The following is a 25,517-nucleotide window of genomic DNA, read 5'->3' on the forward strand; positions in this document are numbered from 1 at the left end:
GTCATCGGCGGGCAGCGGGCGGCCATTCCCAGTGAGCCGTCCAAGCGGCAAGGAGATCTCTGCCATGCCCGCCGCCCGAGGGTGATCGAAACACTACGACAGCTCGGAAATCACCCACAACAAAAACGTAAGGAAGGAGATCTCATCGTCGGGCCCGGCTCGACCTCGGCGATGGTGACCCTGCGGGAACGCAAGACCCAATACGGAATCATCATCAATCTGCCCATCGACCACACAGCGGCCCGGACCAACGCTGCCATCACCGCCGCCTTCGCTCCCCTCCCGCCGCACCTGAAGCAGACTCTCACCTGGGACCAGGGCGTAGAGATGGCACGACACCAAGAGCTCGCCGCAGCGACAGGCATCCAAATCTACTTCGCAGAACGCTCCAGCCCCTGGCAACGGGGAGCCAACGAGAACTTCAACGGACTGGCACGCCAGTACTTCCGCAAAGGCACCGACCTGTCAAAACACACCCATGAATATGTCAAGAGCGTCTGCGACGAGCTGAACACCAGGCCCCGCAAGACCCTCGGTTACCTCACGCCCAAGGCACTGTTCCAGGCCGAAAAAAACACCATGCCTGCCACCTCCGGATACACTCGAAAGCAGCCGGCTGAACTGCCGGACTCACTCGAACGTTGCGTCGATCCCTAGAATCCGCCGGTACCTTTCCGGCCATTTAGTCGGGCCGGGTATACGGGCATATCAGCTCCAGCATCCGCACAGACAGTCTTTAGGGAGCTGGGGGCCCGATGATCGACCGGCTTGCGGACATGTTCATCGGGACATGTCTGTTGCCCATTCTCACGTCGTGGACTAGCAGGCGTCTTATTGCCTGCGCGGCCGATTACGTCACGTTAGTCGACACCCACTTGTCTATAAGATGACTCTTGGCGGATCATGGCTCGGGTTGCCAAATAGAGGGGGATGCGTTTGCTCATGGCGGAGGACTCAAGTCTGGAGTCGCCTGGGGCTGTTCGGGAAGATCTGAAACAGCTTTTCAGGTATTTACTCGATAACATTCAGAAATTTTCGAACCGACTCACTCCTGATGACGGTGTAGATATCGAGCTGCTGGAAGGCGTACTTAGACTCTGGCTTGACCTGATGGATAACCTTCCTGATCAGACAGAACCTTCAGAATTCGTTACTCTGCCATACGCGTCTGCCGAAAGAATTAGGGCCCAGGTCAAGACAATCTGGGGGTATCTGGAGTCTCTGCAAGACCTCCGGTTGGTGAATTACCACGTTGAGCAGCTGTTTTCTGAGCTCGAATCCACGATTAGGCGCGCGGGACCTGACAATAACTCGATGTTGTGGGCCGTTGAGCGCGTCCGAGTTATCAAGCGTGAGGTGGAAGCCCGAAGCCAACTGAAACGCCTCGAGAAGGCAACTTCTACAGCCGAGGAATCAGCGTCACGCGCTTCTCAAGCTGCTGGTACCGCGGGTGAAAGCGCGATGTCGGCACACTTTGACTCTTTGGCCACGAAAGAAGCTCGGACCGCCAATTGGTTTCGAGGATCCACCATTGGGGCGATGCTCTCAGGGGGCGTCCTAGCCGCTTGGCTACTTCTTGGCCCCGAGGTTGGTGTGAAGGCTCTCGCAATTGACGCAGGCGATTACGTTCACCTAGCGCAGCGCGTTATCGCCACCGGCGCGATATTCGCATTGGCCGGATACCTCGCGAAGCAGGCACATCAGCATCGCACTACGGCCAATTGGGCGAGGGCACTGGCAGTGCAGCTGCAGACATTCGACGCGTTCATGGATCCCGTCCAATCTGACGGCGCGAAGGATCAGCTTAGGATTGCCTTTGCCTCTCACGTGTTCGGCGAACCTCCTAAGACCAAGACGGAGCCGGCCTCGTCGGGCAGTTTCTCGGTGGTTGAGAAAGCCTTGGACTTGGCTCAGAACAACCTACGGCATTGACGTTTGCGACCCTGGGAAGATAGTGAAGTGGACCCCGTCAAGCCCATATGGAGAGGACAGTCCGCATTGAACACGGTTCCAAGTCAGGCAGGCCCATCTGCTACGGGCTATCAGGGCCGCGTCTCGCGGCAAGCCCTTGAACAGCTTGTGCATGTTCGTGGAGAAGGCGACGAATGGGACTTCAAGAGAACGTTAGGCGACCTCGCTGACAACGCTGCGCGGGTGAACCTCGCCAAGGATGCACTCGCCTTTTGCAACCTGCCCACAGGCGGAACGCTCGTGGTTGGTGTCGATAGTGATTACATGCGCACCGGTCTAAATGCTGGTGACCACATTGACACGACTGCAATCCGAAAAGCAATCGAGAAGTACATCGACGGCGACTTCATCGTCCTAGCCGCGGAGCATCTGCTCGTCGAAGACGGTGAACGCGAGTCGAAGCGGTATGGCATTGTGTATCTGGCTCGACGATCCATCCAGCCTGTCCTGGCAGCACAGGACGGGCATATCGCTAATAGCAAGTCACCACTGTTCCGTTCCGGAGACATCCTTATTCGCCGTGGCGCCGCCAGCATTAGAGCGAACTCAGGCGATGTAAGACGTCTCCTGACAAGTACCGTCGTCCAGGAAGAGAAAGTTCGAGCGGTCAATGAACTGTGGGCATCGGTTCTGGATCAGAGAAGGCTTCTGAGTGGCATCGAGTTTCTCTATGACATCCTCGCCGACAGCGAGTACAAATTGGTAATAACCCGACCTGAGCTCAGCGCGGCAAGAGGTCATATTACTCCAGGCGATCTCGCATCCAAGATAGATGAATTGCAACTGCGCGTAAGCGTCGTCAGACCGCACATTCCGAATGGCCTATATCAGCAATACAGGTTGTGCGCTGCTTTTTTAGGCAGAATCCAACTAAAGGCGATACGGCAACGCGATGCCGGCATCTTCGTGTCCTGGACCGATTCGGATGACGAATCTCCCGATCTCATACTTCGCCAAATGGCCTCACAGCTTCTCTCCAATGATGAGGTCGATGCTGTATGGAATGGCCAGGTCAGCGGGATCGGTACTCGTCGCCCACTTCGACCGGCAATTGATGCGACCGAACGCGGCCTGCTCGAGGTCATTGAAGGGGTACTGAGTGGTCTGGCATAAAATCAAACCGCACCCAGCTCATCAAAACATCTCCTGGCTGGCGCCGGGCACTAAAATGCCGGGAGGCTGACCGCTGACGGTCAGGGCCGCTGTGGCGGACTCCAGCTATTTCACAACGAGGGGAATACTGGCCACCGGCACGGCAGCTTGGTCGGGCCTCCCCTAGGAGGAGTGTTGCGGCCATGCCTGCGGCGATATTTCCGAACTGGTTTGAAATCCAAGCTGCGCATGTGGTCATAGGCGTTTCTCTTTTCTCAACATTTCGGACTGAAAGAATCATCGAAATCCCGAGTGAGATCAGGTAAAGCGCTACGGCTACAACACTCCCCCACGGCCCAAGGGGGTCTGTGAACGATATGGGCCATTGAACCACAATTTCGTTCGTTGCGTCGTCTTGCATCACATGCGTCAAGACTCAGAGGTTTCGAGACACCGAGTCGGATTAGGAGAAGGAGTCGGCCGCCCGCAGGCGGATCCTCCAACGAACGCTGGCCGGTGTTGGTTCGCTTCGGTTAGGGAAGGCGCCTTTGCCGCCCGCGCAGTGCGCTAGGCTCCGAACCATGATTGTGAGGGCAAAGCCATCCGGCGGTCCGTTCGAACCAAGGAACCGCCGCACGACGCAGCTAGGCCAATTCGCAAGCCTGCTGTTGTCTTTGGGGCTGTCGCTCGTTGCGACCGCATGCGGCGCCACCGTCGATGGCGATCAATGGATGGAGGTCACGGTCACAAACACGACATCGAAACCGGCGACGCTGGACACGCACCCGAACCGTTACTTGTCCCCGGGTCAGAAGACGGTACTCACCGTTAATTCGAATAACGATCCCCCGGCCGTGCGTGTGAAAGACGCAGAGGGCCGCGTATTAGGCTGTCTAACATTTCGCACGACGCCACCCGCCATACACTCAGCCAGCCTCAGCGATGTCACGGTCTGTGACGAGAAAGTTCGCATCTTCCCAGGCTGACGCGTGAGCTGCCGCCCGATAAAGCCGGCGACGTCCGGTGAGGGATCCGCTAACGGGATGGGACCGTTTCTGCGGAGGAGCGGTTTCGGCGTGGCGTTTCGGCGCACCCTCCCTCGGCGTGTCGGGATCAGGCCCCGGGCCCGCTGGAAACGTTCGTTAACGGCGTGGGCGCAGCTCGCTGTGATCGTGCCAGACCTGGGTGCCGTCGTCGTACTCGACGGTCCATTCATCCGTGCCCGGTCGCCCGATGATGACGGCCGGCTCCCAGCCAGAGCCGTCCAGGCGCGCGACCTCGACACTCATCCGTCCGGGAAAGGCTCGTGACTGGCGAGGTAGTCGGACACAGTGTCCCGCAGGGTTGCCTGCGAAAGGGGCCGGGCATCCGGCGCAGCGAGCATCCAGCTCTCTAGGCCGTCCTGTTCCGCCCAGGCGATGGCCAGTGTCTCGACGTGGTTCTGCATCTCGTTCTCCTTCAATCGACTGTAGCGGCGCCAGAGTGGCGGGAGAGTTCGTCTTTAGCGCGGCGTCCGGTGCGGGCGCTTCCCGGCGGCAGAGGTTCCCAGGGTTTGCCGTTGTTGTGCCGACGTTGCATTCTGCGGACTTCCTTGAGGGTTGCGGCCTCGATCAGTTCCGAGATGGATGCGTATCCCTCGAGGTGGCCGGCGGCCGCGAAGGCGGCCCGGACCTGGCCGGCGTCGGCGGTCGCGAAGTACGGGGAAAAGCTCTCGGGTTTGGCCTTGCTCACTCCCCCGCATCCTTTGTCTCCGGGGAGACGCGCTGCAGCAGGGCGTTGTGGACCTGTTCCAGGGTGGTGGCGCGGGCCTCGGCCGTTGCCAGTCTTCGTGCTGCGTCCGCGGCGTCCTTGGCGGCGGACCGCTCGGCCTCCCGGGACTCCTCAAGCTGCTTGCCGATCACGGCGAGCTGGCGCTCGAGCGCGCCCCGTTGGGCCTCGAGGCGGGTGATCTCCTCGGCGTGGGCGGCCGCGGCGGCGTCTTTGTCGGCGGCTGCTTGGTCCAGGTCGGCGACGAGTTCGGCGATTTCCTGGTCTTTGTCTTTGCGTTCCTGTGCCCAGGCAGCTTCGACGGCGGCGTGGCGTTCAGCAGCCAGGGCGGATGCTTCGGCCCAGCATGCTCCAGCGTGGCGTGCTGCCTGTTCCAGCAGGGCCGCGGGGGTGGCGGCGACCTGTCCGCCAGCGGCGTGTTTTTCCTCGGTCCATTCCTTCAGGTACCGGGTGGCGTCGGCGTTGCTCACGCCGGCGGCCGCGCGGACCGTGGAGACGGTGGGACGGCGCTCGGCACTGATCTGTTCGGCCGCGGCGTAGACGCGGTCCTTCACGCTCGACGTCATCAAAGCACCTCTTCGATCTTTCATAGTAGTAGGAGTAGTAACGATACTCCTACTACTACGGATTTTGAAGCTTAGAATGGCGGTTCGGTGTCGGGTCCGCTGCCCCAGAACCCGTCGCCGCCGGTGTGGTTTGCGAGGGCAGCCCACGGGTCACCCTGCGGGACCGATTGGGCCTCGACCTGCCGGCCGGATCCACCGAGCGCCCTGCCCGGCTGGATTGTCGCTGCGCTGGGTGCGGGTGACTTTCGCCTTTGAGTACCTGAGTGAGGCTCCGACCTCTTCTACCTCGAGCTCCACCACGGTGCGCTTCTCGCCTTCCTTGGTCTCGTACGAACGAGACTTCAGCCTTCCGGAGACGATGACGCGCATGCCCTTGGTGAGGGATTCGGCGACGTTCTCGGCCGCTTCACGCCAGACCGAGGCCCGGAGGAACAGGGTCTCCCCGTCTTTCCACTCATTGGACTGCCGGTCGAAGGTGCGCGGCGTTGACGCGACAGTGAAGTTCGCGACGGCGGATCCGCTGGGAGAGTATTTCAGTTCAGGGTCCGCTGTTGGGTTTCCGATCACTGTGATGGTTGTTTCGCCGGCCATGATGTGGACCTTCCTTAGGGTGTGGTTGAGTGTGGTGGCGTCGGTTCAGGGGCGTCTTGGACGGTGTCGTACCAGGGGGCCGCGGGGTCCGGTTCCACCAGGTAGGGGTCGAGCAGGGGGACGTTGATGGTGCTGGAAGGGTTGGCTTCGAGTCCGAACCAGTCCCGGTCAGGGTCGAACCGGCGTGGGCTGAGGGCAAACCGCTCGGCATCCATCAGGCCGCCTTGTGGTGCATGGCCGCCTGGACCAGCTTGTCGCGGCGCAGCCCGGCCCAGTGGTCTTCGTCATCGGAGTTGTTCACGACGACGGGAGCCTGGGAGTAGCCGAGTTCCTGGGTGATGTATTCCAGCGCCGCGGGCACTTCGGTGATGTCCACCGCGCGGTAGGTGATGCCCTTGGAATCGAAGTAGGCCTTCGTCTTGTCGCAGTTCGGGCAGTCAGGCTTGGTGTAGACGGTGTAGACGGCTGGGGTTGAAGTCATTTTCAGTCCTGGGTTTCGTATCGGTTCTAGTTGCGTTCGTCTGGCTGACTTTCTATCTCAAGTCTATCTTTTTTCATATGAAAAAAGGCCTTTTGCGCCTATTTCAAGCGCTTTTTGACTGTTCTTTGTAGACGAAAATTGGTAAGTCGACATGGTGAGCCCGTCAGCTCCCGGCGAATAGCCGCACCATGCGTGGTCCTCGGAATAGAGCCTTCGGTAAATGCCGGCCCGCACCGTCGGTGACGTTCTGCCCCCACACCGTTGTCCTTCGATTCACCTCGTCCACGGCCATGCTTTTCCTGCGGCGGAACGCCGCTACCGGCGGTGCCGTGCCGGGATTAGGCTGTGCCCACAATGTTTGAGGGTGTGCCGGCTGCGCTGCGTCCTCCTGTGGCTCTCGCCCTGGCGAAGGCCGTGGAGTCGATCCCGCACGAGAATGCGCTGCCCGGTGGCTCGGTGTATGAGATGAAATGGGACGGCTTCCGCGCGGTTTGTCTGGTCGGCGCGGATGGCGTGTCGTTGTTCTCGCGGCAAAACAAGGACTTGAGCAGGTACTTCCCGGACGTCTTGGCGGCCGCGGGTGGGCAGATCCCGCCGGGTTGTGTTGTCGATGGCGAGCTGGTCATGTGGTCTGGTGAGCGGCTGGATTTCGATGCGCTGCAGCTGCGCCTGGTGACGGCGAGAGCGGCGCTGCCCGCGCTCGTACGCGACCGGCCAGCCTCATTCGTGGCCTTTGATGTCCTGGGCGTGGCCGGGCACGATACCCGCGGGCTGCCGTTCACGGACCGGCGCGCGCTGCTGGAGGAGTTGGCCAGGCATTGGGTTCCACCGTTGAATCTGTCACCGGTGACCAGGGACCGTGCGGTGGCGGAGACCTGGTTCAAGGAGATGACGGCCACGGGAGTGGAAGGGCTCGTGGTCAAGGGCGGGCAGCAAGCCTATGAGCCCCGGAGGATCTGGTTAGTTAACTGCACTTAGTGTCCGCGCGCCGCCAGCCAGTCCGGCTCTCTTAGTTGTAGGCATGAAGGCAGGGTTATCTCCAGCTGCTGCAACCGTCAAAGGTGATGCCGAATGTCAGAGCAATGGTCAGATTCCGACACGCGCCGAGGCCTGCGAGACGGGTCGATTGAGCTTGCCAGAGTTGGCTGCGTCAGACAGGGACCTAGCCTGTACGAACCGTACCGCCTTTGGGATCCGGATGGTGAGGTAGTGGCCGAGGTCAGCATCTGGATGAGAGACCTAGCTGTAGCTGATCTGAGTCCCCGAACGATGCGCTCGTACTGCTACGCGTCGTTGACATGGTTCCGGGTCCTGTGGACACTTCGAGTCTCCTGGGATCACGCCACAGAGGCCGAAACGGCAGCACTGGTCGGCTGGCTCATGGTCGCCCCCAACCCGCAGCGCAGGCGGTCCTCGGGGCTGCCAGGTGGAGTCAATATCAAGACCGGGAAACCCTATCTCAAGGCCGGATACGGGGCAGCTACGGTCAATCTGACCCTGGCTGCGGTGAGAAACTTCTATGACTTCCATGCCCGGTGGTCCCGCGGACCTGTGGTGAATCCTGTTCCGGCGTCAGTGCATCGCCGCAAGGCGCTCTCGCACCGCAGTCCCTTGGAAACGAAGCAGCCCTTCCGTCGGGCGCCTTACCGTCGCCGCGCCAGTCACGCGCTGCCCCGGTCAATCCCCGACGCGCAGTGGGTGGAGCTTTTCGGGTCGATGACTTGTGACCGGGACCGGGCACTGCTTGAGTGCTTTGTCTCTTCAGGAGCAAGGGCCGAAGAGCTCCTGGGCGCCCGGACCAATGACATCGACTGGGCGAACCAGCGCTTGTCTGTAATTTCGAAGGGCACCAGGGAGAGACGGTGGGTTCCGCTGTCACCGGAGGCAATGACATGGCTAGGACGGTATCTGCGATCCAGCAGAGTAAATCCCGATGATGCGTTGTGGCGGACCCTTCGCGGCCCTCAGAGGCCGTTGAGCTATTCCGCCGCGCGGCGCATCGTGCAGCGAGCGAATGCGGCTGCGGAGACGAATTGGACGCTGCACGATCTCCGGCACACTGCCTCCATCCGCATGGTCAACAGCGGTGTCCTGACGTTGCCCGAGGTCCAGGTTGTGCTAGGGCACGCTGACCTGCAGACCACCAGCCGCTACACCGTGCCCCGGGCCGAGGAAGTCATCGCCAAGATGCAGGAATTCCACGCCCGTGCACACCAGCCGTCGCCCGGTTACAGCCCTGGGTACGCGGCCGAGGACATCAGCGCCGTGTTTGGTGCACGGAAGAGGACCGACCATGTCCAGGGCTAGTGTTGCCACCACGAGTATTTGGTCCCGTCGGCAACTGGCCGACGACGAGATTCCGCCCGCTTCACGCCACATCGGTGGAAAGGGCACCATGGTCAGCCCATCGGCCCCGCCTCGGAACCTGCCATTGCCTCTGGGAAATCTCAGCAAGGCATCCATTGCCGAGCTGCAAACCGCTGCGTGCACCTTTCTTCCGCGTTCACCGGTCATGCTGGAGAAGCGCCGAAGGTCCATCCGGAAGGTTGCAGAACACCTCTCGGGTTTCGAAGGAAGCACCTGGCAGGAACGTTGGGATGCCAGTGGCTGGGACACCTCCGCGGAGCGGCTTGCCTCCTTGAATCCTCCCCCAACCAAGAGCTGGACCATGACCAGCGGGCTGACCTGGTTGGTGGCCATGCGCGTCATTGTCCCTTCTGTGCTGACCTTGCACCGTGACGTGGTCTCTGATTTCTCGATGATCTTCCGCGAATGCCAGCAAGACCGACTTTTGGATCAGGTCGCAGACCGCATCCGGGGCACTCCAACGACGGACACACAGAAGCACCGCGCACTTACCGAAGTTTCGTACGTTCTGGCCAGCCAGGGAATCCCTGCCTCCGATTTGAGCCCGGGCGCCTTAGTCCACTTCGATCACGAGCTGCGGGCCGTTCGAAAGAAGGGCAACTGCGAGCGGCAAATTGCAGGCCTGATCTGGGAAGTGCTTCATTCCATGGGAAGGTTCCCGGAAGGGACACCGGCCACCATCCGGGCAGCCAGACGCGGCGGCCCACGAACGGTGGAGGAGTTCGTCGATTACCACGGGGTCAAGAACACTGGAATGCGGCAGCTGCTCATCGACTACATCAAGCAGCGCGCTGCCCTGGGCATGGACCATTCGACCCTCCGTAGCCTGACAGGGCTCCTGGTACGCAATTTCTGGTGCGTGATCGAGCGCATAAGCCCAGGCCAGCAGAACCTTGACCTGACCGAGGAACTTTACGAGGCCTGGCGGCAGGAGGTCGACACAGTCCGGACCCCTGAGGGTCCCAGGCCACGGCAGGGCATTTGGGATCTGCTGATCGCCGTGCGTGCCCTGTATCTGGATCTTCAGGCTTGGTCGCTGGAGGACCCCTCGAGGTGGGGACCATGGGCCACGAAGTGTCCCATCCCGCCGATCGCTTCCCGCGGCTACAAGGCAGGCCGCCGTCGGATGGCCGAGCGCATTGCCGACCGCACCAGGGCACGCCAGCCCCTCCTGGACCTGCTCGTCAGATATGTCACCTCGGAAAAGGAACGCCTGCACGCTTTTCGGGCAGCTGCCGCCGGTTCCCTGGACGATGACGGTTTCGATTTTGGCGGGTCCCGCTACACGCACGTGACCCGCCGCAAACCTCAAAGGTCACCAGCCAAGGGTCCCCGGGCGCGTCGGGGGATTGAACTTGAAGCTCCTCCCGAGCCGGAACAGCAGTTGCGGGTGTCGGGCCCTGCAGGGCAGAAGATCAACATCACCGACCAGGAAGAACGGGGGTTCTGGACCTGGGCGGCCATCGAAGTTCTCCGGCTCACCGGGATCCGCCACGAGGAGCTGCTCGAACTCAGTCACCTGTCCATCAGGCAATACCGCCGACCCAACGGCGAGATCGTGGGCCTCTTGGTGATCACACCGTCAAAAACCGACAGGGAAAGAGTCATCCCTATGTCGCCCGAGCTGCTGCATGTCATCGCCGAGATGATCCGCCGGCACGAGGAGAATCTTGGGATCATCCCCTTGATTCGCCGTTGGGACCCACAGGAGCGAGAACACAGCGAGCCACTTCCTTTCCTTTTCCAGCATTCCCGCGGGCCGCTGCGCGGAGTGTTCAGCACCAGCCGGATCGCAAAACTCCTGCGCACAGCCTGCGCCGCGGCGGCCGAAGACCGGCCCGAATTTGAAGGGCTCGCGTTCACCCCGCACGACTTCAGGCGGATCTTCGCGACCGACCTGGTCAACAACGGCCTTCCGATCCACATCGGAGCCGCCCTGTTGGGGCACGCGAACCTGCAGACCACCAGGGGCTACGTTGCCGTGTTCGATGAAGACGTCGTCCGGCACTACCAGATGCACCTAGCCAACCGCCGGGCGATGCGTCCGGACCATGAATACGCCCGCGTCACCGATGCCGAGTGGCAGGAGTTCGAGGATCATTTTGATAAACGCAAAGTTGAACTGGGCGCCTGCGGCCGCCCCTACGGAACGCCCTGCGCGCACGAGCACGCCTGCGTTCGCTGCCCCATGCTCCATGTTGAACCACGGATGATCCTTCGCTTGGACGAACTCGAAGCCGACCTGATCGCCAGACGAGAACGAGCCGAAAAGGAAGGCTGGAAAGGCGAGGTCGACGGGCTGGAACTAACTCTGGGCCATCTCCGCGATAAACGTAGCCGAGCGATGCGCATGAAAAGCCAGAATTCGACAAGCCAAGAGGCCGGACTGACCTGACTCCCGACCTGCAATCCGCCGTCCGCCGAAAGTCAGCGCTAAGCTTCTGGCTGATGCCCAACATTTGCGGCCCTGCGCGGACGCAGGTCGTGGGTGGTTCTAATTAGTTTTGTAGAGGATGTGGGACGTGCCCGGCAATGACGCTGATGCCACCGATGCTGATCTGTGGCTTCAAAGACTTCGCCCAATTCCCGGCGTGGCGATCCCGGAGCCTGCAAGTCGTCCGACGACGGTAGCAGACGCCGTTGAGAGGCTCGGCAAGGGCCCGGTCGAGTGGGCCTGCCAGGTCGGTTACGCGATGACTGAGAGAATCATTGCGGAGATCCCCGACTTTGGTGGCGGCCCAGAACAGTTCGAATCGCTGCGGATGGGCCCGGAGTCCTCAGTCATCCGCTCGTTGATCTGGATTAGCAGCAAAGGCGAGGGGCTACCAGCCATCACCGAGGAAGCTCTGCGCGGAGACGTTGATTTCGTCCGCCGGGGCATATCCTTGGACAAGGTTTTGCGGGGTGTGCGTTTGGGGCACGCCCAGATGACCAAAGCATTCCTGGATTCGTGCCGCGAGCTGGTTCCCGAAGCTGAACGCGTTGAGCAGATGCAGATCATTTCCGAGAACTTGTTCCGCTACATTGACGATTTTTCCGGCGAAATGGCAGCAACGTACCTCTCGGAGCGGGAGCGTTGGACCGTCAGCGCCGCAGCCGCCAAAGCTGAAATCATCCGTCACGTTTTGGACGGCAGCCGCACCGACAGAGCAGAGGCCAGCCGCCAACTCGGATATGACCTCTCACGTCAACACGTCGCACTAACGTTGTGGTTTGATCCGATGCGAAACAGCGCCGACACACCCGAACTTGAAGCCGCTGCTATGGATGCTCTAGCCCAGATGGGTGCCACCAAGACGCTGGTCATGCCGGTCGGCGGCGGAAGGGTATGGGCTTGGGGCAGCCGCGCCGGTTTCCCGGCCCGACCCACCGCAGGTGACCACAGGCCTGCCAAGGCGGACGTGCGAATGGCAGTAGGAACACCAGGGGAGGACATTCCCGGGTTCCGGCGGTCCCATCGCGAGGCGAAAGCGGCCGAGCAGACCTTCAGGATGATCACCCGGCCGACGGGTTGGGATGCCTACTACGCTGACCTTGCAATAGCGTCTCTGTTGTCAGCTGACATGGCAGCTGCCAAAGATTTCGTGGTGAGGGAACTTGGGGTTCTGGCCAAGGACAATGCCAACGCCGCCGATCTACGATCCACTTTGCTGTGCTACCTGCAGGAAGAAAGTTCCCCACATGCCGCCGCGCAGCGCCTGTTCGTTTCCCGCAATACCGTGGCGTACCGGGTAAAGCGCGCCAGTGAACTACTGGGGTACGACATAGCCGAACGGCGGTTTGAACTCCAGACAGCCCTGGTCCTGGCTGACACTTTCAGCTCCCAGGTCCTTGTGGCTGAAGGCGGATAGCAGAACCGTCTCCAGCCCGTACGACGAAAGAGGGGCAGAGCCTGTCGCGGCTCTGCCCCTCTTTCGTAAGGATCGGCTAGATCAATGGGGTGACTTGTTCCTTCACCCCCAGCAGTGCACGCCCGTATGCCTCACTTGCAATGGCCGGATTGACGACGGCGTGACGGGAACCGGTTTCCAGGTCACGCCACTTCTGCTGCAACGGGCTGGCTTCTGCGAAGGAGCCGGCACCTTGCACGCTCAGGAGCAGGTCCATGGCCTCACGGGAACGGGTGGCAACGGTTCCTACATCCATCCGTACCCGTGCCCGGGTTTCGAAGTCGAGGTAGTCGGTTCCCTTGGCGGCGGTATCGATGTCTGCTGCGGCCCGGAGCATGTGCAGTTCGGCCGAGTCGATCAGGGACGCAGCCTGGGCGATATTGATCTGGGTGGATCCTGCGTCGGTCGCGCGGTCGTAGAAGGTGTAGGCAATTCCTTTGCCTTTAGCCAGGGATGCCTTGACGAAGTCCAGGGCGCCCCTGGCCAAACCGAGTTGGGGGCCGACGAGGATGAGGGAGGCGACCGGAACGAAAGCGGAACGGTAAAGGGCTTCGTCGGTGTGTTCGGTCGGTACCTTACCCTCCACGGCCTGAGTCAGCGACATGATCCGGTGGTTGGGCACGAAGACATCCTCCGCGACAAGGGTGTTGGAGCCGGTTCCGCGCATACCGGCGACGTACCAGGTGTCTTCCATGCTCAATTCGCTCATCGGAATCAAGGCCAGGCCCTGGTCAATCTGGGTGCCGGCTTCATCCACGACGGGTACGCCGAGGATGGCCCACTGGGAGTGCAGGGAACCGGAGGCGAAGCCCCACTTGCCGGTAACCTTCAGCCCACCGTCAACCGCGACAGTGCTGGAACTCGGGGCGAAAACACCGCAGACGCGTGCCCCGGGGTTCTCCTCGTAAACGTCGCGCTGCGCCTGGTCAGGGTAGAGGCCCATGATCCAGCCGCAAACGTTGATGAGGCTGGTGACCCATGCGGTGGACCCACACGCCTGACCCAAGGTCGAAGTGACCTTCAGGAAGGTGGAGAAATCGGCTTCGTGTCCGCCGAAACGCTTCGGGACTGCAATCTTGAAGAGCCCCGCCGCGGCAAGGGCTTCGATGTTTTCCTCCACGACACGGCGGTCAGTTTCGGTCTGGAACGCGTTCTTCCGAAGAAGGTCCAGAAGATCAGCGGCCTTGGCCACCAAATCGGTGTCGGTGCCGGTAGTTGGGGAGGTCTGCTCCGCGGTAATGGTCATCATTGTCCTTCCAGGGGGTCCTCAGTGGTTGAGGCGAAAACCGGTGTGCTTCCTTGAGAAGCTGTTCCACCATGGTTGCCCCCCGATCCCCGGCAACTCTTATGCTCAGCGACCAAAAATGATCCCGTGAGCTGCGCCACACGACAAAGAGAGCGGTTCAGCTTGGCTCTGAGCACAAACAGGCCTCCCGGAGTTGTCAGGGCAGCCAACGAGAAGCGGGGCTGTGAGCTGCTTCACTGTCATCAGCCCCACCGCTCACCACGACATAGGAGTCCTGATGACCATCATGATTGATCGCCCTGCAGCTTTGAATGCATCGTCACTGCGCCGGGCCATGGGCCGCATCCCCACCTCCGTGGCCGTGGTGACCGGGCACGGCCCCGAGGGTCCCGTGGGCATGACCGTCGGTTCGCTCTCCACGGTCTCCCTGGATCCGCCCCTGGTTACCTTCTTCGCCATGAAGGAATCGCGCTCCTTCGCCGCCCTGCGCAACCTAGACCGCATCTGCATCAACGTCCTGGATGAAGATCACGCCGACGTGTGCTTTGCTTTTGCGTCCTCTTCCGGGCCGAAATTCGCCGTCGGAGACTGGGACATGGACGGCGCAGGCGCCCCTGTCCTCAACACAGCCTCGATCTCCATGGAGTGCACGGTCGATTCTGTATATGAAGCCGGAGATCACTACGGTCTCATGGCCCGGCTGACCGATCTGCAGACAGCTGACACACGCCCCATGGTCTTCTACCGCGGTCTGATCTCCCGGTTGCACCCCTCCACCGGTCGTCACGCCAAGACAAACCGCTTCGACTGGTGGGCTCACTAATGTCGAACTCTCCCGCCGAGATCCGGCACGCCGTTGAGAACCTGCTGGGACGGTATGCCGAGCACGCCGACGAACGCGACGCCGACGGCATGAGCAGACTGTTCAGCGACGCGGCTGTCCGTTTCGCCGGGACAGTACTGAGTACAGCGGATGAAATTTCAGACCACTACGGCCGCATCTTCGCGGCGGCCCCGCCCAGCCGGCACCTGCTTACCAACATCATCGTCGATCATGCAGATCTCACCGCCAGCGCCCGCTGCCGCTATAGCCGGTGGGCCATTGATCCTGAAGCGCAATTGGTCGCCCTGGGCGACTACCGCGCCACATTCACATCCTCGCCGGACGGCTGGAGGTTCACCTCCTTTGAAGTTTCCCGGGCCTGGCAGGCCTAACGGCCGCTGCACCGCGTATCAAACCCCCTTCCTACCTGTACAAAGGAATCCACATGATGTTCCCCCTGGCCCAGCAACCGGAGACCACACCCCGGGCACGGCCTCTCGACGGTCTCGTCGTCGCCGATTTTTCCAGGGTTTTGGCCGGCCCCTACGCCACGATGCTTCTCGCGGACATGGGTGCCGAGGTCATCAAGGTTGAAAGCCCCGCCGGTGACGATACCCGTTCATGGGTTCCACCGGTCCGCCCTGACGGCGTCTCGACCTACTACGCCGCGATCAACCGCAACAAGAAGTCCGTCGTGTTGGACTTCAAAGACTCCAACGACCTCGCCGCGGCCCAAGCCCTGGCTGCCCGTGCGGACGTCGTCATAGAGAACTTCAAGCCCGGAGGCCTGAAGCGGTTCGGACTCGACTACGCCTCGGTGAAGGAGCGCAACGAGTCCGTCATTTACTGCTCCATCAGCGGATTCGGCACGACCGAGGGTTCCTCACTGCCGGGCTACGACCTGATCGTTCAGGCGATGTCCGGGTTGATGAGCCTCACAGGCGGGCCTGAAGGGTCACCCTACCGGGCCGGAATCAGTGTCTTCGATGTCATGGCCGGGTTGCATTCAACCATCGGCATCCTGGCTGCCCTGCGTCACCGCGATCAGACCGGAGAAGGTCAGAGCGTTGAAACGTCCTTGATGGCCTCGGCCATGTCCGGGCTGGTCAATCAGACCTCTGCGTACGTTGCCGGCGGTGTCACCCCGCACCGGATGGGTAACGCCCATCCAAGCCTGTTCCCCTACGAGCCCCTTCCCACAGCCGACGACGATCTGATCGTCGCCGCGGGCAACAATGCACAGTTCCGCAAGCTGTGCGTGGTCCTTGGTGTGCCGGAACTCGCCGATGACCCGCGGTTCGCTGAGAACAAGCACCGTACCGAACGACGTGAAGAACTCCGGCCCCTGCTCGTGGACCGGCTCCGGACCCAATCCGCCGGGTACTGGTTCGACAAGCTCAACGAAGCGGGCGTTCCCAACGGCCCAATCAACAGCATCAAACAGGGTGTGGAGTACGCCCAGAAACTGGGCCTGGAACCCGTCGTGCAGGTCGGCGCCCCCGGTCATCAGGTCCCAGGGGTCCGGAATCCGATCACCTTTTCCGCGACCCCGCCACAGTATGACTTGGCACCCCCGAAGCTGGGCGAGCACACCGAGGAAATCCTCGCGTGGCTTGCCGCACCGACCACTGCCGGTGCCTCGACGAAGGAAAAAGCATGACCATCACAGCAAACACACACGAACTGAACTTCCCCACCTCGCTCGGGACGTCCACCGCCACGGAAATCCGCCTGCTCGGGCACGACCTGGCCTCGGACCTCATGGGCAAGGTCGGCTTTGGAGAGCTGGCTTTCTGGCTCGTCGCCATGCGCCGCCCCACCCCTGGTGAGGTACGGGTCTTCGAATCAGTTCTCGTCGCTCTGGCCGACCACGGCTTCACTCCCACCGCGATAGCCGCGCGCCTGACTTACCTCAGCGCCCCTGACTCGATCCAGGGTGCTATGGCCGCAGGGCTCCTCGGCGGCGGTTCCCGCTTTCTCGGTGTCACCGAGGACTGCGGCAAGTTCCTCGCCAACGTCCTGGCCGCGCATGAGGGCGAACAGCCGGAAACTGACGATCAGTGGGACGAGCTCGCGCTTGAAGCCATCACCGGCCAACGCGCCCAAGGCAAGTTCGTTCCGGGTCTGGGGCACCCCAACCACAAGGACGGGGATCCACGCACGCCCGTGCTGATCGGGATTGCCGAGGAGGAAGGTCTGCGCGGACCCCATCTGCGGTTGTTCGAGGCCATCGGCCGGATGAGCGAAAAAGCCTTGGGGCGGAAGCTCCCGCTGAACGGTGCCGGGGTATGCGGGGCCGCTCTGGCTGATCTGGGGCTTCCCACCGATTTGCTGCGGGGGTTCGCGCTGCTGGCCCGCGCGGCTGGCCTGCTCGGACAGATCGCCGAAGAACGCCGGAACCCCATCGCGAACGACATCTACATGACCGTGGACCGCAACGCGGCCTACGTGACACCGGACAACGACTAGCCACACCACCCCGCTGCCAATGACGGCAGCGAAGATCACAGGGAGTAAATCATGGCAGAACTGACCGCCGTTTTGGCCAGTACCCACCACCCCTTCTACCTCAAGGCCACCACCGCGCCGGCCGAGGAACGGATGCCCCAGGCAGACGAATGGAAACGCAAAGTCGAGGCGTACCGCGAAACCCTGACAGCGGCCGAGCCAGACATTCTGGTCATGGTCGGCGCTGACCACTTCCACCAGTTCTTCCTGGACAACTACCCGACGTTCATGATCGGCAAGCAGAGGAAGTACGACGCGACGTTCTACAACGAGGAGCGCGAATTCGGGATCCCCAAGTACGTCCTCGATGGTGACGTGGATCTGTCGAACTTCATGCACCAAGGACTCTTGGATGAAGGGTTCGATTTTTCCTTCAGCCATGAACTGAAGATAGACCACTCCATCATCTGCCCGATCATCACCGTCCGCCCGGACGCCGACCTGCCCGTGGTACCGATCTACACGAACATCTTCGCCCCTCCCCTGCCCTCCCCCAAGAGGTTCTGGGACCTGGGCCGGGCCATCCGCAAAATCATCGACGCCTACCCCTCCGATAAGAAGGTTGCGGCCATCGGCACCGGCCACCTGTCCCTGGAGCTCGGTGGTCCACTGATGTTCGGCGAGCACGGCCCGGACCCGGAATTCGACGCCCAAGCCATCGAATGGCTCTCCACCGGCAACATCGAAGCCATCCTGGAAAACGTCACCCACGAATCCATGGCCGGCTCCGGTAACGCCACCCACGGCTTCATGGACCTGATCCTCATGATGGGCATCGCCGGGCCCGAGAACGCCGACTACGTAGACCAGCTGGACCTCTACCACACCCGTGAAATGTTCATGACCTGGTACCCGAACAAGAACGACAAAATGGCCGAAGCGGCAGCCCGGTCAGCCGCCGGAGTCGGCGCTGTCACCGGCCCGATGTACACATCAAAAACAGGAGCGACGGCATGAGCAAGTACTACGTGAACAAGTTCCTCTACACCATCGACCGTGACCCTGAATGGGTCGCCCGATACAAGGAGGACCCGGCCGCGACCATCGACCGATGGGAAAAGGAAGTCGGCATCTGGCTCAACAGTGCCGAGAAGACCACCTGGTTGTCCTTCACAGAAGAGGAACGCCGGGCGCTCATAGCCTATGACTACGAGTGGCTCTTCGCTTACGGCGCGCACTTCTTCCTCTACCTCACGCTGTTCATCGGGCTGTTTGCCGATGACTGGACCGAGGAGAAAGGTCCGCTGTCCTACCAGTTGGAGTGGGCCCGGCGTCTCGCGCCGTGGATCGGTAAACCCTACCCGTCCGTCGCGCTGTAGCTGGAGGGCCCGGCCGGCGACGACGCCGGAGAAAGGAGATGGCACCAATGATTCTTGAACATGCCAAATTCACCATCAACCCAGGTGAGGAGCTCGCCTTCGAAGACGCATACCGGAGCGTCCGCGGAACCTTGCTCCTGGCACCAGGGTGCCGTTCGGCCCAATTGCACCGCAGTGCCGAGCAGCGAGGTGTTTATCTTCTCCAGGTCGGGTGGGACACTGTCGCCCACCATACCGAACAGTTCCCGGACACCGACCAAGGCAAAGACGTCATAGCCACGTTCGCGCCCTTTCTCGCAGCCGCCGACGTCGCCCATTTCGACGCCGACACCCTCTGAGCGTTCCACTCGTCACCAGCGCTACCCACTACGAGAGAAAGAAAAGACATGACCCAGCAAGCGGTTAACAATGATGTTGCCTTCCTTCCGGGAAACCCTCCCGAAAACGCCGGGTGGCCTGGAGGTGAGTACTCCCGTACCGTTGCAGACGACATGCAGATTGACTACAACGTCAAGGTACCGATGAGGGACGGCAAGAATCTCCTCGTGGACCTGTATCGTCCTGCGGAAACAACCACGGATCTTCCCATTCTCGTTGCGTGGGCTCCCTACGGGAAACACGGCGCTCTCAGCTTCGCCGGCTGGCCCGGTCATGACGTCGACCTGGACCAGCTCTCCAAGTACGCGGCCTTCGAAACACCCGACCCGGCTTTCTGGACCCGCAACGGCTACGCCGTGATCATGGCCGACGCACGCGGCTCCTGGGGATCCGAGGGGGACGTCACCATGTGCGCGCCCGAAGAGGCCGACGCATGCTGTGATCTCATCGAATGGGCCGGTGAACAGGACTGGAGCAACGGCAAGGTCGGCATGGCCGGGGTCTCCTGGTATGCCGTCATCCAGTGGGCCGTCGCTGCACGCCGTCCGGCGCACCTGGCCGCCATCAACCCTTGGGAAGGATGGACGGACCTCTACAAGGAAGTCCTCACCCACGGCGGCATCCCCGAGACACAATTTGGTGCTGCGTTGGGCCCGCTGATCGCCAACACCCACGGACGTGTCGAGGACATCCTGACCAACAGCATGAACCACCCCTTCTACGACGAGTACTGGCAGTCCAAAGCGCCGGATCTGGCCGCCATCGAGGTGCCCGCCTACGTCGTGGCGAGCTGGTCCGACCACGGTCTGCACACCAGGGGAACCCTCGAAGGTTTCCGGCGCATCTCCTCCGAGCAGAAGTGGCTCGAAGTGCACGGCCGGAAGAAATGGCAGAACTTCTACGACCGGGACAGCCTGGCCCGCCAGCGCGAATTCTTCGACCACTTCCTCAAAGGGGAAGAAAACACCGTGGAATCCTGGCCCAAGGTCAGGATCGAAGTCCGCCAGAGAGCATACTCAGGCGAAAACCGTGCGGAAAACGAATGGCCCCTTGCCCGCACCGAGTACACGCCTCTCTACCTCGACACCGGCCAGGGAAGCCTCACGACGGATCCCGCCCCGGCCCCGGAAAATATTTCCTACGATGCCCAGTCCGGAAGAGTGGTTTTTGACCACACCTTTAACAAGGACACCGAAGTCACCGGCTACACGAAGCTCCGGCTGTGGGTTGAAGCCCAAGGCTCCAACGACATGGACCTCTTCGTGGCCCTCAAAAAAATCGACACTGCGGGCAAAGAAGTGAACTTCCCGTTCTTCTCCACCTTTGACGACGGAAACGTAGCCCTCGGCTGGTTGCGGGTCAGCCGCCGCCAGCTCGCAGACGACTCACAGCCGGAACAGCCCCGCTACACCCACCAAACCGAGGAGCTGCTCACCGAGGGCGAAATCGTCCCGGTGGACATCGAAATCTGGCCTTCAAGCACCCTTTTCCGTGCCGGTGAAACTCTGCGTCTCGTCGTCCAGGGCCACGACGTCAACAGCTACGAGCAGGGCCTGTTTGCTCAGGGCCACACCTACACCCGCAACAGTGGACGCCACATCATCCACTCAGGCAACGGACACGACTCACACCTGCTGTTGCCCACCATCCCCTAACCCTGTGGGGTTGCTGCCGCCTCACCGATGGCAGCAACCCCATACTCCCCAACGCCCAAGAGAGACACGATGACCACCACTACTGCCAGGGCAGCAGAGATCGCCGAAGATCCCACCACAGACACCGCCACCATCCCGACAATCGGGGAAACAACCCCCACCCGCCACGGCTTTCGACGCACAGTCGTCGCGAACTGGCGCGAACTGCTCCCGGACGACACGGTTGTCCTCGTCGCACGCAACAAGGAGTGCATCGCCGGAGTAGTCGACGCCGTCACTAAGGACGGCGCGTTTCTCTGGCTGCGCCAAGGCCACGGCAGGGACAGGCAGCTGTTCTACCGCTCCGACGGATACAAAATCCTCGTCGACCCACGATCAACCTGACCCTGCCCAATCCTGCACCGCCCGCCCGTACGAACAAGAGAGGGAATCGTGGCCTTCCAACCCGTGACCACGGTCAAAGGCACCGCCGTGCCGCTGAGGCGCACTAACGTCGACACAGACCAGATCATCCCGGCCGTCTACATGAAACGCATCACCCGAACAGGATTCGAAGACGGCCTATTCGCCAGCTGGCGCAAGGACCCCGCCTTCGAGCTGAACCGCCCCGAACACGCAGGAGCAAACATCCTGATAGCCGGACCCGACTTCGGCACCGGGTCTTCACGGGAACACGCCGTCTGGGCCTTGATGGACTACGGCTTCCGGGTCGTCATCTCGCCACGCTTCGCCGACATCTTCAAAGGAAACGCTGGAAAATCAGGTCTCCTGGCCATTCAACTGGCCCCACAACACGTCGAGCAGCTATGGGAAACTGTGGAAACACACCCCGAACGTCCCCTCAACGTGGACCTAAACGCACAAACCATTTCTGCCGGGGGTCTCACTATCAACTTCAGTGTTGACCCCGACACCAGATGGCGACTGCTCAATGGCCTGGACGACATCGACCTGACTTTGCAACACCAAGATGACATCACTTCCTTCGAGCGAACCAGGCAGGCCTGGCTACCAACCACGACGCCAAAACAGGCCTACAAAACAGGGCATCCAAAATAGCCTTAGGCACAACCAAATGCTCTTGGGGCGGGAGGCGAGCACTCGTTCGCAACACGAAACCTGAAAGTCAGGCCGCCGCCTCCCGCCCCAAGCAGACTCAATAGAGCCGATACAAGATCTCGTGCCGACGGGCGACCCTAGCCTCCGAGTGTTAGTGCAGATAAGGTTGAAGGTCAAGGCCCGGAACGTCCTTGATGTGGTGTGTGCTGCGGTCATCGGCCCGATGGCCCGGCCGGAGACGGTGGTCGTGGGCCTGCCGATGCGCGGCAGGCTGCGGATTGCCGGCCGCTCCACTCCCCTGCCGGCTCGGGCGGGCCGGGATCTGGCGCGGTATCTGCACCCGCCGCGGGGGGGACCATCCGTGGCCGGAAGACATCAGCGAGAGGGTGGTAGACAGATTCATCAAGGAAAGCGGCACGGTGCGCCTGACTCTCGTGGAGCCGCTGGTCGTGGAGGTTTCGGCCGACGTCGCCTGGTCCGGGCGTGCGTTCCGGCACCCCGTGCGCCTGGTGAGGGTCCGCCCGGAGCTGGATCCCGCAGCTGTGCAATTCCCCGGCCATCTGCCCGGGTCGTAGAAACAGGAAATCCATGGGTTCAGTCAGGCTGAATCGTTTGTCATGCCGATGCCTACCGAGCGCTGCGAGGCCCTTTTGAGCAGCTTTAAAGGGCTGAGGCCGGCCCTTTAGGGGCCGGCCTCAGTTTTTCCCTCAGCTAAAGGAAACCTGGTGGTGCTGCGGCGTTATTGGTCCAGCGGAGATTTTTCCCAGGAGAGGTCCACGACAGACGAACCCTGGTCCAGGGTCAGCATGGACATTTCGAGGACATCCTGGGCGTGAGTCGCGCCGGCGGGTGCGGCGTCGTCGTCCGTGAGGACGAAGTCGTGGCTCATGGTGCCGCTCCCTGGCGAGTGGTGGCTGTTGCCCTTCCACTGTAGCCCGGCGGCGGGTGCTTGGACGTTGTTGTGGGTGCTTCGCCCGCGTCAGCGTTGATCGGCGGCCGGAGGAGCGCCAGCGGGGGAGGCCGCCGCCGCGCCGGGGACCGGACCTTGAACGGTTCCGGCCTCCGGCTTCTTTTAGCGGTGCCTCTTGTAGGAGGTGTGCTCCTCCCTGGCGACGGGGGCGATGGTTCCCCGGCTGACAAGCTGATCCATCAGTTCAGCGAGCCGGTAGCCGGGCGTGTCCGCGAGGGCGGCGGCGAAGTGGTCGGCCGCGACCGAGGACTGCCCTTTGAGGTATGCCAACCAGCCGATCAAGGTGAGCAACGCTGCGCGGTAGCCTTCCGGGGCTGCGCCAATCAACGATCTTGCCGTTTCCTGTGCCCGGTCCACCCGGTTCCAGTCCGGGGTGATCCCCTGCCCGATCAGCAGGTCCCCGCTGTCTTGGGCGTCGGGCCGTTCGGGCTCGATCACGTTGCAGAACAACACGTCGCGCAGGTCCGGACGCTGAAAGCATGCCAGCAGCTGCACCGTCGTTTCCGGGTCTGCAAAGCCGTTCCCAGCGAGAGCCTCGGCCCACAGCGCCCGCCCGGTGCCCAGCTCGAAGGCGAGGACTCCGGGCACGGCTTCACGGATGCGCTCCGCGGTGTCCGCCGGGCCCGTGAATGCCGCGTAGCTGGTGCCGGGCTGTTTCAGGTAACTGCTGCCGCGGAACACCATTTCGGCGTTCAACTGCCCGTCGATGATGGATTCCAGCGGCTCGGGCCCGCAGCACCCGGCGTCGGGATCGCACAGCAGGTTCTGCCAATACTCGGCGGTGACCAGCCACGCGTCTTTGAGCGGGGTCCCCGCGATCTCCAGTTCCTGAATCAATGCCTCTACGTGGTCGTGGAACGGGCGCGGCGCCCCGGCCGCCGGGGCGTCGCCGGTGTAGATAGCCAGCAGGACCGCGGTGGCGTGGGTGTCCAGCGCGATGTACTCCAGCATGGCGCGGGCGAACCCGGCAGGGTCCCCTGTCACCGGGGCATCGACGCGCAGTGTCGCGCCGAGGGTGTTCCCGCGGAGGGTGACGAACACGAAGGACTCCCGAGGTGCGAACCCGAGGGTGTGCGGGATGAAGCCGAGGATGTCGGCCGGGGTGGAAATGCGGATGGCGTCGTTCATGGTTTTGTGTCCTTTGCTGAGGATCCGGCGGGCGGGGCGGCTCAGGTGACCGGCCAGCGTCCCCTCTCCCCCCGTTGTTTTTTGGCTGCTGGCGGAGCTTGCGAGCTGTGGCCGACGGAGGCCTGTCCACCCGTGAGGGCAAGGGCGGGAAAGTTTGCGGAGGAAATAAGCGAAGCGCCGGAGCAAGGTTTCCCGCCCGCAGGCCCCGACGAAGGAGGGGCTGGACGGGCCGGAGCGGACACGTACAATCCGTCAGGACAGCAGCCAAAAGACGTCGTCAACACACAGGACCGGGCACGGCGTAGCTCTGCGGAGCCGGGACCGGGCCAGACAGCCGGCCGCGAAGCGGACGCCCTTTCTGGTGAGCGCTGCGAACCACTCATCCAGCACCCGAACGAATCCCCCAGGGTTCGCGCCGCGGCCGGCGGCCCACGCCGCCCAGATTCCCACCCAAGGACTCTGTGCGTTGGCGGTCCGCCGGGGGAGACCAACAGCGCAACCCGGCCACGACGGCGGACCGCCCGCGGTGGCCGGCCCCGGACGGACCGGCCACCCCAGGTGTTCTACCCGGCGAGGAGTTCAGTGATTTCGGCCGCCTCGGTGACGAGCACCGCGCCGCCGTCCCTCAGGAGCCGGTGGCATCCCGCGGAATTGGCGCTGTGCACGGAGCCCGGGACGGCCGCCACGTGCCGGGCGATGGTCTCGGCATGGTTCGCGGTGTTCAGAGCCCCGGAACGCCAACGGGCCTCCACGATGCAGGTCACCCCCGCGAGGGCTGCAATGATGCGGTTCCTTTGCAGGAACCTGTGCCGGGTCGGGGCCGTTCCCGGGGGTTGTTCCGAGACGATCAACCCGTTGGCGCGGATCGCGGCCGCGAGCTCCGCGTTCCCGGACGGGTAGACCCGGTCAAGGCCCCCTGCGGCGACGGCGATCGTCGCGGGCCCTTCCCCAATCGCTCCGGCGAGGGCGGCGCGGTGGGCGTAGGAGTCGATGCCGTAACCCAGGCCCGAGACGACGCACAGTCCGCGCTGCGCGAGCTGGTAGGCGATCTCTCCGGTGACGGATGCGCCGTAGCTGGTGGCGTCGCGGGAGCCGGTCAGGGCAACGGAACGTTCCGGGGCCGGGATCCCGTGCACGAGGTTGCCCACGTACCAGAGACCGTAGGGGGCGTCCGGAAGGTCCTCCAACCCGGTCGGCCAGTACTCGTCCCCCGGAATCAGGAACCCGCCGCCGAGTCGTTCGATGGTGGACAAGTCCTTCTCAGGATCCAGGTCGGGCAGGCCCGCTGCCCAACGCTGGAGCCCTTCGGCCAGTTCGGCGTCAGTGATGTGCCGGAACATGTGGGCTGACTGGTCCCCGGTAACGATGCGCAGGGCCGCGTACGCGCCAAGCGTGCCCACGAGGGTGCGGCCCGTTGCGTCCTGGGGGTCAAAGAGTCGGGTGAGTGCGGCGCGTGCAATGCGGTCATTCATGGTCTGTGTGTCCTTTGCTGAGGATTCCGGTGGGTGGGGCGGCTTAGGTGACCGGCCAGCTCCCCTTCTCCCCCCGTTGTTTTTTGGCTGCTGGCGGAGCATCGCGTAGCTGTGCCCGACGGAACCGGGGCAACCCGCGGGGCAAGCAGCGGATGGGTTGTGGGAGGAAATAAGCGCAGCGCCGACACAAGGCATTCGGTGCGCCGCCGTCCGCAGGACGGTTGCTCCGGTGGA

At 62.4% G+C, this 25,517-nt stretch carries 28 protein-coding genes and 1 pseudogene; 18 read left to right on the top strand and 11 right to left on the bottom strand.

Features of this window, described 5'->3' with window-relative positions:
* The 3 genes from AB0O52_RS20100 to AB0O52_RS20110 form a co-directional block, all read left to right on the top strand.
* A partial coding sequence (locus AB0O52_RS20100; RefSeq protein WP_364541413.1) for an IS30 family transposase occupies positions 1–657 on the top strand: 657 nt, incomplete at its 5' end.
* A 285-nt stretch (positions 658–942) separates the two neighbouring features.
* Positions 943–1,932: a hypothetical protein gene (locus AB0O52_RS20105; protein ID WP_364541416.1), complete on the top strand. Its 990-nt coding sequence runs from the start codon at positions 943–945 to the stop codon at positions 1,930–1,932.
* Positions 1,933–1,998: 66 nt separating this feature from the next.
* Positions 1,999–3,084, top strand: coding sequence for an ATP-binding protein (locus AB0O52_RS20110; protein ID WP_364541419.1), 1,086 nt, complete (start codon positions 1,999–2,001; stop codon positions 3,082–3,084).
* A gap of 1,121 nt (positions 3,085–4,205) precedes the next feature.
* On the opposite strand, the gene AB0O52_RS20115 is transcribed toward AB0O52_RS20110, so the two are convergent.
* The 7 genes and pseudogenes from AB0O52_RS20115 to AB0O52_RS20145 form a co-directional block, all read right to left on the bottom strand.
* A complete protein-coding gene (locus AB0O52_RS20115) occupies positions 4,206–4,352 on the bottom strand; it encodes a tudor domain-containing protein (RefSeq protein ID WP_364541421.1) in 147 nt (48 codons plus the stop codon).
* Positions 4,349–4,510 (bottom strand): hypothetical protein, encoded by a 162-nt coding sequence (locus AB0O52_RS20120; RefSeq protein WP_364541423.1) that lies wholly within the window; start codon positions 4,508–4,510, stop codon positions 4,349–4,351. The genes AB0O52_RS20115 and AB0O52_RS20120 overlap by 4 nt, the downstream gene beginning before the upstream one ends.
* An 11-nt stretch (positions 4,511–4,521) precedes the next feature.
* A complete protein-coding gene (locus AB0O52_RS20125; RefSeq protein WP_364541425.1) occupies positions 4,522–4,794 on the bottom strand; it encodes a hypothetical protein in 273 nt (90 codons plus the stop codon).
* Positions 4,791–5,396, bottom strand: a complete 606-nt coding sequence (locus AB0O52_RS20130; RefSeq protein WP_364541427.1) for a DNA-binding protein — start codon at positions 5,394–5,396, stop codon at positions 4,791–4,793. The genes AB0O52_RS20125 and AB0O52_RS20130 overlap by 4 nt, the downstream gene beginning before the upstream one ends.
* 71 nt (positions 5,397–5,467) lie before the next feature.
* Positions 5,468–5,987, bottom strand: a pseudogene (locus AB0O52_RS20135) (single-stranded DNA-binding protein).
* 14 nt (positions 5,988–6,001) lie between these two features.
* The gene (locus tag AB0O52_RS20140) at positions 6,002–6,202 is read right to left on the bottom strand and encodes a hypothetical protein (RefSeq protein ID WP_364541429.1); all 201 of its coding nucleotides are present in this window, start codon (positions 6,200–6,202) and stop codon (positions 6,002–6,004) included.
* Positions 6,202–6,468, bottom strand: a complete 267-nt coding sequence (locus AB0O52_RS20145) for a glutaredoxin family protein (protein ID WP_364541430.1) — start codon at positions 6,466–6,468, stop codon at positions 6,202–6,204. The genes AB0O52_RS20140 and AB0O52_RS20145 overlap by 1 nt, the downstream gene beginning before the upstream one ends.
* A 354-nt stretch (positions 6,469–6,822) precedes the next feature.
* On the opposite strand from AB0O52_RS20145, the gene AB0O52_RS20150 reads away from it, so the two are divergent.
* The 4 genes from AB0O52_RS20150 (at position 6,823) to AB0O52_RS20165 (ending at position 12,686) form a co-directional block, all read left to right on the top strand.
* Positions 6,823–7,446, top strand: coding sequence for an ATP-dependent DNA ligase (locus tag AB0O52_RS20150; RefSeq protein WP_364541574.1), 624 nt, complete (start codon positions 6,823–6,825; stop codon positions 7,444–7,446).
* Between the two features lie 231 nt (positions 7,447–7,677).
* Complete coding sequence (locus AB0O52_RS20155) at positions 7,678–8,775, top strand: site-specific integrase (protein WP_364541432.1); 1,098 nt, start codon at positions 7,678–7,680, stop codon at positions 8,773–8,775.
* The gene (locus AB0O52_RS20160; RefSeq protein WP_364541435.1) at positions 8,762–11,230 is read left to right on the top strand and encodes a site-specific integrase; all 2,469 of its coding nucleotides are present in this window, start codon (positions 8,762–8,764) and stop codon (positions 11,228–11,230) included. The genes AB0O52_RS20155 and AB0O52_RS20160 overlap by 14 nt, the downstream gene beginning before the upstream one ends.
* A 127-nt stretch (positions 11,231–11,357) precedes the next feature.
* On the top strand, positions 11,358–12,686 hold the full coding sequence (locus AB0O52_RS20165; RefSeq protein WP_364541437.1) for a helix-turn-helix domain-containing protein: 1,329 nt from the start codon (positions 11,358–11,360) through the stop codon (positions 12,684–12,686).
* Between the two features lie 76 nt (positions 12,687–12,762).
* On the opposite strand, the gene AB0O52_RS20170 is transcribed toward AB0O52_RS20165, so the two are convergent.
* Positions 12,763–13,974: an acyl-CoA dehydrogenase family protein gene (locus AB0O52_RS20170; RefSeq protein ID WP_364541440.1), complete on the bottom strand. Its 1,212-nt coding sequence runs from the start codon at positions 13,972–13,974 to the stop codon at positions 12,763–12,765.
* A 274-nt stretch (positions 13,975–14,248) separates the two neighbouring features.
* Here AB0O52_RS20170 and AB0O52_RS20175 point away from each other — a divergent pair, with 274 nt between their 5' ends.
* The 11 genes from AB0O52_RS20175 (at position 14,249) to AB0O52_RS20225 (ending at position 22,288) form a co-directional block, all read left to right on the top strand.
* The gene (locus AB0O52_RS20175) at positions 14,249–14,794 is read left to right on the top strand and encodes a flavin reductase family protein (RefSeq protein WP_364541443.1); all 546 of its coding nucleotides are present in this window, start codon (positions 14,249–14,251) and stop codon (positions 14,792–14,794) included.
* Entirely contained in the window at positions 14,794–15,186 is a 393-nt protein-coding gene (locus AB0O52_RS20180; RefSeq protein WP_364541446.1) for a nuclear transport factor 2 family protein, read from the top strand. The genes AB0O52_RS20175 and AB0O52_RS20180 overlap by 1 nt, the downstream gene beginning before the upstream one ends.
* 53 nt (positions 15,187–15,239) lie before the next feature.
* Positions 15,240–16,454, top strand: coding sequence for a CaiB/BaiF CoA-transferase family protein (locus tag AB0O52_RS20185; RefSeq protein ID WP_364541449.1), 1,215 nt, complete (start codon positions 15,240–15,242; stop codon positions 16,452–16,454).
* The gene (locus tag AB0O52_RS20190) at positions 16,451–17,263 is read left to right on the top strand and encodes a citryl-CoA lyase (RefSeq protein WP_364541452.1); all 813 of its coding nucleotides are present in this window, start codon (positions 16,451–16,453) and stop codon (positions 17,261–17,263) included. The genes AB0O52_RS20185 and AB0O52_RS20190 overlap by 4 nt, the downstream gene beginning before the upstream one ends.
* A 51-nt stretch (positions 17,264–17,314) precedes the next feature.
* Entirely contained in the window at positions 17,315–18,259 is a 945-nt protein-coding gene (locus tag AB0O52_RS20195; RefSeq protein ID WP_364541454.1) for a hypothetical protein, read from the top strand.
* A complete protein-coding gene (locus tag AB0O52_RS20200; RefSeq protein WP_364541456.1) occupies positions 18,256–18,621 on the top strand; it encodes a hypothetical protein in 366 nt (121 codons plus the stop codon). Before AB0O52_RS20195 ends, AB0O52_RS20200 begins: the two co-directional genes overlap by 4 nt.
* Positions 18,622–18,668: 47 nt before the next feature.
* Positions 18,669–18,959 (top strand): antibiotic biosynthesis monooxygenase family protein, encoded by a 291-nt coding sequence (locus tag AB0O52_RS20205; protein ID WP_364541459.1) that lies wholly within the window; start codon positions 18,669–18,671, stop codon positions 18,957–18,959.
* A gap of 48 nt (positions 18,960–19,007) precedes the next feature.
* Positions 19,008–20,654 (top strand): CocE/NonD family hydrolase, encoded by a 1,647-nt coding sequence (locus tag AB0O52_RS20210; protein WP_364541462.1) that lies wholly within the window; start codon positions 19,008–19,010, stop codon positions 20,652–20,654.
* 69 nt (positions 20,655–20,723) lie between these two features.
* Complete coding sequence (locus tag AB0O52_RS20215; protein ID WP_364541465.1) at positions 20,724–21,038, top strand: hypothetical protein; 315 nt, start codon at positions 20,724–20,726, stop codon at positions 21,036–21,038.
* Positions 21,039–21,086: 48 nt separating this feature from the next.
* Positions 21,087–21,713, top strand: a complete 627-nt coding sequence (gene leuD / locus AB0O52_RS20220) for a 3-isopropylmalate dehydratase small subunit (RefSeq protein ID WP_364541468.1) — start codon at positions 21,087–21,089, stop codon at positions 21,711–21,713.
* A gap of 386 nt (positions 21,714–22,099) precedes the next feature.
* Positions 22,100–22,288 carry a hypothetical protein gene (locus AB0O52_RS20225; protein WP_364541470.1) on the top strand — a complete coding sequence of 63 codons (189 nt, stop codon included), beginning with the start codon at positions 22,100–22,102 and terminating at the stop codon, positions 22,286–22,288.
* Positions 22,289–22,452: 164 nt separating this feature from the next.
* Here the strand turns inward: AB0O52_RS20225 and AB0O52_RS20230 are convergent, their stop codons facing one another.
* The 3 genes from AB0O52_RS20230 to dprA form a co-directional block, all read right to left on the bottom strand.
* Positions 22,453–22,602, bottom strand: coding sequence for a hypothetical protein (locus AB0O52_RS20230; protein ID WP_364541473.1), 150 nt, complete (start codon positions 22,600–22,602; stop codon positions 22,453–22,455).
* Between the two features lie 183 nt (positions 22,603–22,785).
* Positions 22,786–23,811 (bottom strand): DUF4192 domain-containing protein, encoded by a 1,026-nt coding sequence (locus AB0O52_RS20235; protein ID WP_364541476.1) that lies wholly within the window; start codon positions 23,809–23,811, stop codon positions 22,786–22,788.
* A gap of 563 nt (positions 23,812–24,374) precedes the next feature.
* A complete protein-coding gene (gene dprA, locus AB0O52_RS20240; protein WP_364541479.1) occupies positions 24,375–25,283 on the bottom strand; it encodes a DNA-processing protein DprA in 909 nt (302 codons plus the stop codon).
* Positions 25,284–25,517: the final 234 nt, after the last annotated feature.

It is taken from the genome of Arthrobacter sp. NPDC080073, from assembly GCF_040686575.1.
In the GTDB taxonomy this organism is placed as follows: domain Bacteria; phylum Actinomycetota; class Actinomycetes; order Actinomycetales; family Micrococcaceae; genus Arthrobacter.